The sequence below is a fragment of the Streptomyces malachitofuscus genome (genome assembly GCF_055571035.1).
In genome coordinates, this window is record NZ_JBVIGA010000011.1 from 1 (window position 1) to 9143 (window position 9143).

Consider the following 9143-nt stretch of genomic DNA (forward strand, 5'->3'; position numbering starts at 1 on the left):
ACACCGAGCTGCCCTCCTCCAACCCCGCGGTCCTCGCCTTCCTGCGCGAGTACGAGGACGACCTGGTGCTCTGCGTGAACAACTTCTCACGCTTCTCCCAGCCGACCGAGCTCGACCTGCGCGAGTTCGACGGACGCCATCCGGTCGAGCTGTTCGGCGGGGTGCGCTTCCCGGCCGTCGGCGAACTGCCGTATCTGCTGACCCTCGGGGGCCACGGCTTCTACTGGTTCCGGCTCACCCGAGTCGCGTCCCGCATCGGCCGACGACTGTGAGCGTGTGCCGGCGAGAGGAGGCGTCACCATGACGAAGACCGCATTCCTGCGCCCCCGGAGCGCTCCCGCCGAGCCCATGGAGTCGCTGGCCGGGCTGCTGCGCGAGTGGCTGCCGCTCCAGCGCTGGTTCGCCGGCAAGGACCGGCCCGTCACCGACCTCGGTGTGCTGTCGATGACGGAGCTGTTCCCGGGCTGTCTGCACGTACTGGTGCACGCCGGTCACGGAGGCGTGCCCGCTCCCGGGGGAGCCATCCCCGCCGGTGACTGCTACCAGCTCCTCCTCGGTGTGCGGGAGCACCCCTCGCCGCGGCTCGGCAAGGCGCTCATCGGCAGGGTGGTGGACGGCAGGCTGGCCGGACTGACCGTCTACGACGCCCTGCACGATCCGCGCGCCGCCCAGCTGCTCCTGGAACGGCTGCGTCGCCCCGGTACGGAGGGGCCGTTGCGTTTCGAGTGCGACGCCTCCCAGGAGGTGCCCGCACGACTGGTGCCGCGCCTGATGACCGCCGAGCAGTCCAACTCCTCCCTGGTCTACGGCGACGAGTACATCCTGAAGGTCTTCCGGCGCATCCAGCCCGGTGTCAATCCGGATCTCGAGGTGCCGGGGGCACTCGCCCGCCAGGGGTGCCACCGGGTCCCCGCCCCGGTGGCCTGGTTCCGCACCACCCATCCGTTCAAGGCGACGCTCGGCGTGCTCCAGCCGTATCTGCGCAACGCCTCCGACGGCTGGACGCTGGCCCTCGACGCGCTCGCCTCCGGTGACGACTTCACCGCGCAGGCGCACGCGCTCGGCCGGGCCACGGCGGACGTCCATCTGGCGCTGTCGTCCGCGTTCCCCATCGGCGCACCGGGGGAGAACGGGCGGACGGCGGCGGCGATGACCGAGCGGCTGACCGCCGCGGCGCACGCCGTGCCCGCGCTCCAGCCGTTCGTGCCGGGCCTGCGGGCCGCCTTCGCCGCGCTGGCCACCTGTGACGCCGGGCCGTCGGCCCAGCGCATCCACGGCGACCTGCACCTGGGGCAGGTGCTGCGGGCGGGGCGCGAGTGGTTCGTCATCGACTTCGAGGGCGAGCCGTCCCGGCCGCTCGCCGAACGGCGCAGCGCCCACTCCCCCGTGCGGGACATCGCCGGGATGCTGCGCTCCTTCGACTACGCGGCCCGGCAGCGCCGCCCCTGGCGCCCGGAGTGGGCGCGGCGCTGCCGGGAGGCCTACTGCGCGGGCTACGCCGCCCGCGCCGGCTGGGACCCCCGTAAGAAGCACGGCCTGCTCCGCGCCTATGAGACGGACCGGGCCGTGTACGAGGTGCTGTACGAGGCCCGGCACCGACCCGACTGGCTGCCCGTACCCATGGCGGCGATCGAGCGCCTCGCCGTGAGAGGAGACTGAAGCCGTGGCCCTGCATGACACCCCGCTTTCCGAATCGGCCGGGCCCGTCCCGTCCGCCCCCGCGGCCCCGGGGGCCGCGCCCGCCCTGGACCCGGCCGACCGGGGACGCCTGCTGGCGGGCGCCCACCACGATCCGCACGCGCTGCTCGGTGCCCATCCGGTGCCCGGCGGGATCGCCTTCCGGGCACTGCGCCCCTTCGCACGCGACGTGGGCGTGATCGTCGACGGCGAGCGCACGCCGCTCGTCTCGGAGGGCGACGGCCTCTTCTCCGGGGTCCTGCCGCTGGACACGATTCCCGCCTACACCCTGACGGTGGCCTACGAGGACGACGAGGCGGTCGAGACGCACGACCCGTACCGGTTCCTGCCCGCGCTCGGCGGGTTCGACCTGCATCTCATCAGTGAGGGCCGGCACGAGGAGCTGTGGACCGCCCTCGGCGCGCACCCCATGACCCACCAGGGCGTCGCCGGCACCCGCTTCACGGTGTGGGCGCCCAACGCGCAAGGGGTGCGGGTCGCCACGGAGTTCACCCACTGGGACGGCACGGCGTTCCCCATGCGTTCGCTCGGCTCGTCGGGCGTGTGGGAGCTGTTCCTGCCGGACGTCGGCGAGGGCACCCGCTACAAGTTCGAGATCCACTCGCGCTACGGCCACCGGTTCCTCAAGGCGGACCCGATGGCGCGGCGCACGGAGGCACCTCCGAACACGGCGTCCGTGGTGACCGCGTCGCACTACGAATGGGGCGACGCCGACTGGTTCGCACGGCGGGCCGTCACGCCCGTGCACGAGGCGCCGTTCTCGGTGTACGAGGTCCATCTGCCGTCCTGGCGGCCGGGGCTGACGTACCGCGAACTCGCCGAGGAGCTCCCGGCGTACGTCAAGGACCTCGGCTTCACCCACGTCGAGCTGATGCCGGTCGCCGAGCACCCCTTCGGACCGTCCTGGGGCTACCAGGTCACCGGCTTCTACGCGCCGACCGCACGGCTGGGCGCCCCGGACGACTTCAGGTACCTGGTCGACGCGCTGCACCGGGCCGGCATCGGCGTGATCATGGACTGGGTGCCGGCGCACTTCCCGAAGGACGACTGGGCGCTGGCCCGGTTCGACGGCGACCCGCTGTACGAGCCCGGGGACTCCCGGCGCGCGGAACACCCCGACTGGGGGACGTACACCTTCGACTTCGCGCGCACGGAGGTGCGCAACTTCCTGGTCGCGAACGCCGTGTACTGGTGCCAGGAGTTCCACATCGACGGGCTGCGGGTGGACGCCGTGGCCTCCATGCTCTACCTCGACTACTCGCGCGAGGACGGCGGCTGGGAGCCGAACGCCTACGGCGGCCGGGAGGACCTGGCGGCGATGGCGTTCCTGCAGGAGATGAACGCCACCGTGTACCGGCGCTGCCCCGGGGTGGTGACCATCGCGGAGGAGTCCACGGCCTGGGGCGGGGTGACCCGGCCGACCGACACCGGCGGCCTCGGGTTCGGGCTGAAGTGGAACATGGGCTGGATGCACGACTCGCTGGAGTACGTCTCCCACGAGCCGGTGCACCGCAAGTACCACCACCACGAGATGACATTCGCGATGGTGTACGCCTACAGCGAGAACTACGTGCTGCCCATCTCCCACGACGAGGTGGTGCACGGCAAGCAGGCGCTGGTGTCGAAGATGCCGGGCGACTGGTGGCAGCGGCGCGCCAACGTCCGCGCCTACCTCGCTTTCATGTGGGCCCACCCCGGCAAGCAACTGCTGTTCATGGGCCAGGAATTCGCCCAGGGTGCGGAGTGGTCCGAGAAGCAGGGCCCGGAGTGGTGGCTGCTCGACGACGGCTACCACTCCGCGGGCGACCACCGGGGCATCCAGGATCTGGTCCGCGATCTCAACACCCGCTACCGGGCGACCCCGGCCCTGTGGCAGCGCGACACCGACCCGTCCGGCTTCCGGTGGGTGTCGGTCGACGCCGCCGACGACAACGTCTTCGCGTTCCTGCGGTACGACGCGGAGGGCCGGCCGCTGCTCGCGGTGTCGAACTTCTCCCCGGTGGTCCGGCACGACTACCCGCTCGTCACCGGCGACGACGTGGTCGCCTGGCAGGAGGTCCTCAACACCGACGCCGCCCGCTACGGCGGCGGAGGCGTCACCGCCCCCGACCCGGTCAAGCCCGAGGACGGCTGCATCCGGCTCACGCTGCCGCCGCTCGCGACGGTCTGGCTGGCACCCGTTCCTCTGTGAGGCACGGCGACGGCGCCAGGTGTCCCGGGCCCTTGGCGGGGCATTCGGGGTGCGTACGGCCGAGGGTCTCTCGGCGTCGTCGCGGCAGTCGCAGAAGGGCGAGCATCACGTGCGCACGGTGGGTGTGGAGGAGGAACTCCTCCTGGTCGATCCGGAGACGGGGGATCCGCGGGCGATGTCCGCGGCAGTGCTGGCCCGGGCCGAACGGGACGGCGGGGAACAGGACGTCTTCGAGAAGGAACTGCACGAGCAGATGCTGGAGTTCGCCACGCATCCGCAGTCGTCCATGGAGAGCCTGGGCGAAGAGATCGCCCGCTGCCGCAAGGAGGCGGCCGACCACGCCGGGGAGATCGGCTGCACCGTCGCCGCGCTGGCCACGTCACCGCTGCCGGTCAGCCCGTCCATCGGTGTCAACCGGCGGTACCAGTGGATGGAGGAGCAGTACGGCATCGCGACCCGGGAGCAGCTCGTCATGGGCTGCCACGTCCATGTGTCCGTGGAGTCGGACGAGGAGGGCGTGGGCGTCGTGGACCGGCTGCGGCCCTGGCTTCCGGTGCTGGCGGCTCTCAGCGCCAACTCACCGTTCTGGCAGGGCAAGGAGACGGGGTACAGCAGCTACCGCAGCCGCGTCTGGCAGCGCTGGCCGTCCGCGGGCCCGACGGAGATCTTCGGCTCGGCCGAGCGCTACCACCGGCAGGTCGCCGACATGGTGTCCACCGGCGTCATCCTCGACGAGGGCATGGTCTACTTCGACGCCCGGCTGTCCCAGCGTTATCCGACCGTGGAGATCCGGGTCTCGGACGTCTGTCTGCACGCGGAGACCGCGGGGCTGATCGCCACGCTCGCCCGCGGGCTGGTGGAGACCGCGGCGCGCGAGTGGCGGGCGGACCGGCAGCCGCTGGACCCCGGTGTCAGTCTGCTGCGGCTGGCGGCGTGGCAGGCGGCCCGCTCGGGTCTGACGAGTGAGCTGCTCCATCCGCGGACGATGCGGCGGATGCCCGCCGAGACGGTGCTGGACGCCCTGCTCGACCATGTCGCCGAGGCGCTGGAGTCCTACGGCGACCTGGAGCGGGCCCGCGAGGGGTGCGCGCGGCTGCTGCGCGACGGCAACGGCGCGCAGGTGCAGCGGGACCTGATGCGGCGCACAAGGAGCCTGAGGTCTGTCGTCACGGAGTGCGTACGGCACACCCAGGCGTAGCGGCTGGTGGGTCAGGTGGTGGGTCAGAGGATCAGGATCAGGGCGTAGACCAGGAAGAACGCCGCGATCAGCACCACCAGGACGAGGATCGCGGCCAGCGGGCCCTTGGCCCAGCCCTTGGTCGGGTTGTGCGTCTCGCGGGGCCCGGCCTCGGGCATGCTGCTCTCCGCGGGCGGGGTCTCGCCCGGGGGTACGCCGCCGCCCGGTTCGAGGCCGGTGCTGCGTTCCGGTTCGGGATCTGGGTTGACGTAGGTCATGGGGTCCGGGTCCCCCGATTCCGCCGAGATCATCAGTGCGGACACACTTGTCGCGATCCCGGCGCGGGGGAGGTCCGGCTCGGCTACATTCAGGCACCGCCGATGACCGTCCTCACCGGCCGAGTCACACCCCGTACATGTCAGGAGCAGTGCATGCGCGACCTCGCTCTCGCTCCCCCGTCCGCCTCGCCCCTGACCGGCGGCCTCGCCGACAGCCTCTTCGCGACGGCCGACGAGAGCCCGACCCTGCCGATGCTCGCCCACCGTGCCGGTCCCGACTCCTCCACCTGGGAGGAGATCACCGCCGTGGAGTTCCGCGACACGGTCGTCGCCCTGGCCAAGGGACTGATCGCGTCCGGGATATCGCCGGGCGCGCGAGTGGCGATCATGGCACGCACCCGTCATGAGTGGACCCTCCTGTGCCACGCCCTGTGGACGGTGGGCGCGGAGGTCGTCCCGATCTATCCGACCTCCTCGCGCGAGCAGGTGGAGTGGATCCTGCGCGACTCCGGCTGTGTCGCCGTGCTGGTGGAGGACGAGCAGAGTGTGATGACCGTGGGGTCCGTGTGCGCGGCGCTGCCCCGGCTGCGGCACGTGTGGCAGCTCGACTCGGGTGCACTGGACCAGCTGGTGGCGCGGGGTGAGTTCATTCCCCTGGCCACGGTCGACTCGATGCGGCGGATCGTGCTTCCGGACTCCACGGCCGTGATCGCGTACACGTCCGGCACCTCGGGTCATCCCCTGGGCTGCGCCCTGAGCCACCGCGGGCTGGCCTTCATCTGCGACACCCTGCTGGAAGGCTGGGGCCACACCGCGGCGCCGCCCGGGGAACGCGGTGCCGTTCTCGCCTTCCTGCCGTTCTCGCACGTCTACGGTCTGATGATCCAGAGCCTGTGCGTCCGCGGCGGTCTGCTGATGGGGCACGAGCCCGATCTCGGCGCGGAGTCGCTGGCCTCGGCGATGCGCACCTTCCGGCCCACCTATCTGTACGCGGTGCCGTCGCTGCTGGAGAAGATCTACAAGAACTTCCTGCGCGCGTCGCAGCAGCACGGGCGCGGCGCTCTGTTCGAACGGGCCGCCGACACGGCCCGGGACTTCGCCGCCGCGGTGGAGCGGCAGCGGCTGGGGCGCGGCTCGGGACCGGGCTTCGACCTGCGGCTGCAGCACGCCCTGTACGAGCGCACCGTCTACCGCAAGCTGCGCGCGTCGCTCGGCGGCCGGGTGCAGCGGGGCACGTCCGGCGGATCGCCGCTCAACCGCGATCTCTCCCTGTTCTACGAGGGGATCGGCATCTACGTGCACGACGGCTACGGCCTCACCGAGACCAGCGGCGGGCTGACGATGCAGCCGTTCGGCCGGGAGAAGTCCGGCACCGTGGGACAGGCACTGCCGGGTATGGAGATCCGGGTGGCCGACGACGGGGAGATCCTGGTGCGCGGGCCGTCGGTGTTCCAGGGCTATGTGGGCGACGAGACCGCCACCCGGGCCGCGCTGCGCGGCGGCTGGCTGGCCACGGGGGATCTGGGGGAGCTGGACTCCGAGGGCTATCTCACGATCACCGGCCGCAAGAAGGACATCATCATCACGAGCAGCGGCAAGAGCGTGGCGCCGGCGGTCCTGGAACAGCGGCTGCGGATGCATCCGCTGGTGCACCAGGCCGTCGTCGTGGGGGACAACCGGCCGTGTGTGGGGGCCCTGATCACGCTGGACCCGGACTTCCTGGCCGACTGGCGGGCGGCGCTGTCCCTGCCGGGCGACGCGCCGGCCCGTGAGGCGCGGGAGGAGAACGCGCTGCGTGAGGAGATCGCACGGGCGGTCGCCGCGGCCAACAGCAGTGTGTCGCGCTCGGAGTCGATCCGGGTGTTCCGGGTGCTGCCCGAGCCGTTCGACGTGACCAACGGACTGCTGACGCCCTCGATGAAGCTGCGCCGGGACGAGATAGTGCGCCGCTACGCGCTGGAGATCGACGCGATGTACCAGTCGCGGACGCGTCCGGGGCGGGCCCCGGCCCCCGACGACTCCGCGGGCTGGGACGACTCCGACAACGTGTTCCGCTGAGCTTCGAAGCCGGCCGTCGGCCGGTGGCGGGTTTGTCGGCGACCACGCCCGGGCATGCGGGCGCGTAGGCTCCGCCCTCACGGGAACCCACAGACCGAAAGGACTCAAGCACGCGAACGACCGCCCCGGCGTACGGGGCCTGGAAGGCGAGATGGCACCCGAGCCGCGTAGGGACAGGACACTGGCCGGCGAGGAGATCACGATCCGCATCGCCAGCTTCCCGGGGGAGCTGCACGATGTGACGGACGCACGTCTGGTCGCGGAGGAGTTCCTCTTCGACCTGGCCCGTGTGTCGGCGCCGTCGGCTCCGGAGCACTGGGACGACATCCTTCTGGTGGTCACGGAACTGGCCGCGAACGCTGTCCAGTACGCGCCCGGCCCCTTCCAGATGCGTCTGCGCAGGACCTTCGACGGGGTGCACGTGGTCATGCACGACACCAGCACCACCGAGCCCTCCCCACGGCCCTTCCACCCGAACAGCGGGGGCGGCGGGATCGGCTGGCATCTGATCCACACACTGTGCGACCAGGTCAGCGTCGTCGGCGGCGACCACGGCAAGGACATCCACGTGTTCCTGCCGTGGTGAGCCGCGGCCACCCGGGGCGCCCTGCCCGGTCCGGCGGCGGGTCTCACCCCGTGGGATCCTCGCGGGACGGCAGCCCCCGGTAGTAGTCGCCGACGGTGCTGAGATAGTCCGGGTCCATGGTCTCGCTGTCGGTCCGGAACCGGGGCGCCGCCTTCACCTCGGCCCGCGTGCAGGACACCGTCACCCTCCGCTCCCCCGCGTGCACTTCGGTGACGACGCCGACCGGGACGAGGAGGCTGCGGCCGAACACCCACACGCCGGTGTCGACGACGAGGTGCCGCATGCCGTGGTGGTCGGCCTGACGGTCCACATGACCGATGGTGCCGTCGCTCGCGGCGACGGTGTAGTCCGTCAGGTCCCGCTCCAATGCCTCGCTCAGGCCCGGCGCGTACGACCAGATGCTGTCGGTGGACACCACTCGCTGCCTCCCCTGTGGACGTCTGCTGCGCGGAGCGGGCGGCGTCGGCTCCCGCCCTCTCCACAGCAGCAAATACCCTGCGGGCGCGCGTGCATTCGAAGGGCAGGGGCCGGAAACCACGCGCTTTCGGACCGTGCCTTCCGACCTCGCGAAATCCTGCCAGGTACCCGCGCAACGCGAAGGTATGCACGTCGGACGGCATTCTCTCCGGCCCGGTTTCGGGGGCGGGGTCACGCTTTGTTCGGCACCCGTCACGTGGGTTAGCCTTCGGCGTATTTCTCATCGCGCACATCCGTGAACTGCGGAAACGCGCACTGACTCTGCCGGAACGAGGGTGCGCATGACCAGCAAGAGCCCCGAGGGGACCGACGTGGCGCCGGGGGACGAGGAACTGAAGCGACTCCTGGCGGGGCTGACGGCCGTACGGGACGGGGACTTCGGCACCCGGCTGCCGGACGACGCGGACGGTCTCATGGGGGACATCGCCAAGGTCTTCAACGGCATGGTGGACCAGTTGTCGGTGTTCACCTCCGAGGTGACGCGCGTGGCCCGCGAGGTCGGCACCGAGGGAGCGCTCGGCGGGCAGGCGCAGGTGCCGGGGGTGTCGGGCACCTGGGCCGATCTGACGGACTCGGTGAACGCGATGGCGGGCAACCTCACCGCGCAGGTCCGCAATGTGGCGCAGGTGACCACGGCCGTCGCCAAGGGCGACCTGTCCCAGAAGATCACCGTCGACG

At 71.4% G+C, this 9143-nt stretch carries 9 protein-coding genes; 7 read left to right on the top strand and 2 right to left on the bottom strand.

Annotated elements, in window-relative coordinates; all coding sequences use genetic code 11:
* The 4 genes from ACZ44S_RS17365 to ACZ44S_RS17380 all read left to right on the top strand — a co-directional run.
* Positions 1-272, top strand: a 272-nt coding sequence (locus ACZ44S_RS17365) for an alpha-glucosidase C-terminal domain-containing protein (protein WP_466929730.1), incomplete at its 5' end; no start/stop codon positions are given.
* Positions 273-300: 28 nt separating this feature from the next.
* Entirely contained in the window at positions 301-1659 is a 1359-nt protein-coding gene (locus tag ACZ44S_RS17370) for a maltokinase N-terminal cap-like domain-containing protein (protein WP_466929733.1), read from the top strand.
* Between the two features lie 4 nt (positions 1660-1663).
* Positions 1664-3889: a 1,4-alpha-glucan branching enzyme gene (glgB, locus tag ACZ44S_RS17375; protein WP_466929736.1), complete on the top strand. Its 2226-nt coding sequence runs from the start codon at positions 1664-1666 to the stop codon at positions 3887-3889.
* Between the two features lie 109 nt (positions 3890-3998).
* Entirely contained in the window at positions 3999-5087 is a 1089-nt protein-coding gene (locus ACZ44S_RS17380; RefSeq protein ID WP_466929739.1) for a glutamate--cysteine ligase 2, read from the top strand.
* A 23-nt stretch (positions 5088-5110) separates the two neighbouring features.
* Here ACZ44S_RS17380 and ACZ44S_RS17385 read toward each other — a convergent pair whose 3' ends face one another.
* The gene (locus ACZ44S_RS17385) at positions 5111-5344 is read right to left on the bottom strand and encodes a DUF6480 family protein (protein ID WP_466930222.1); all 234 of its coding nucleotides are present in this window, start codon (positions 5342-5344) and stop codon (positions 5111-5113) included.
* 153 nt (positions 5345-5497) lie between these two features.
* Here ACZ44S_RS17385 and ACZ44S_RS17390 point away from each other — a divergent pair, with 153 nt between their 5' ends.
* Complete coding sequence (locus tag ACZ44S_RS17390) at positions 5498-7402, top strand: AMP-dependent synthetase/ligase (protein WP_466929741.1); 1905 nt, start codon at positions 5498-5500, stop codon at positions 7400-7402.
* 151 nt (positions 7403-7553) lie between these two features.
* Positions 7554-7988: an ATP-binding protein gene (locus ACZ44S_RS17395; RefSeq protein ID WP_466929743.1), complete on the top strand. Its 435-nt coding sequence runs from the start codon at positions 7554-7556 to the stop codon at positions 7986-7988.
* A gap of 43 nt (positions 7989-8031) precedes the next feature.
* Here the strand turns inward: ACZ44S_RS17395 and ACZ44S_RS17400 are convergent, their stop codons facing one another.
* Positions 8032-8403, bottom strand: a complete 372-nt coding sequence (locus ACZ44S_RS17400) for a PRC-barrel domain containing protein (RefSeq protein WP_466929745.1) — start codon at positions 8401-8403, stop codon at positions 8032-8034.
* A gap of 343 nt (positions 8404-8746) precedes the next feature.
* Here ACZ44S_RS17400 and ACZ44S_RS17405 point away from each other — a divergent pair.
* On the top strand, positions 8747-9143 hold a 397-nt coding region (locus ACZ44S_RS17405; protein WP_466929748.1), incomplete at its 3' end, for a HAMP domain-containing protein.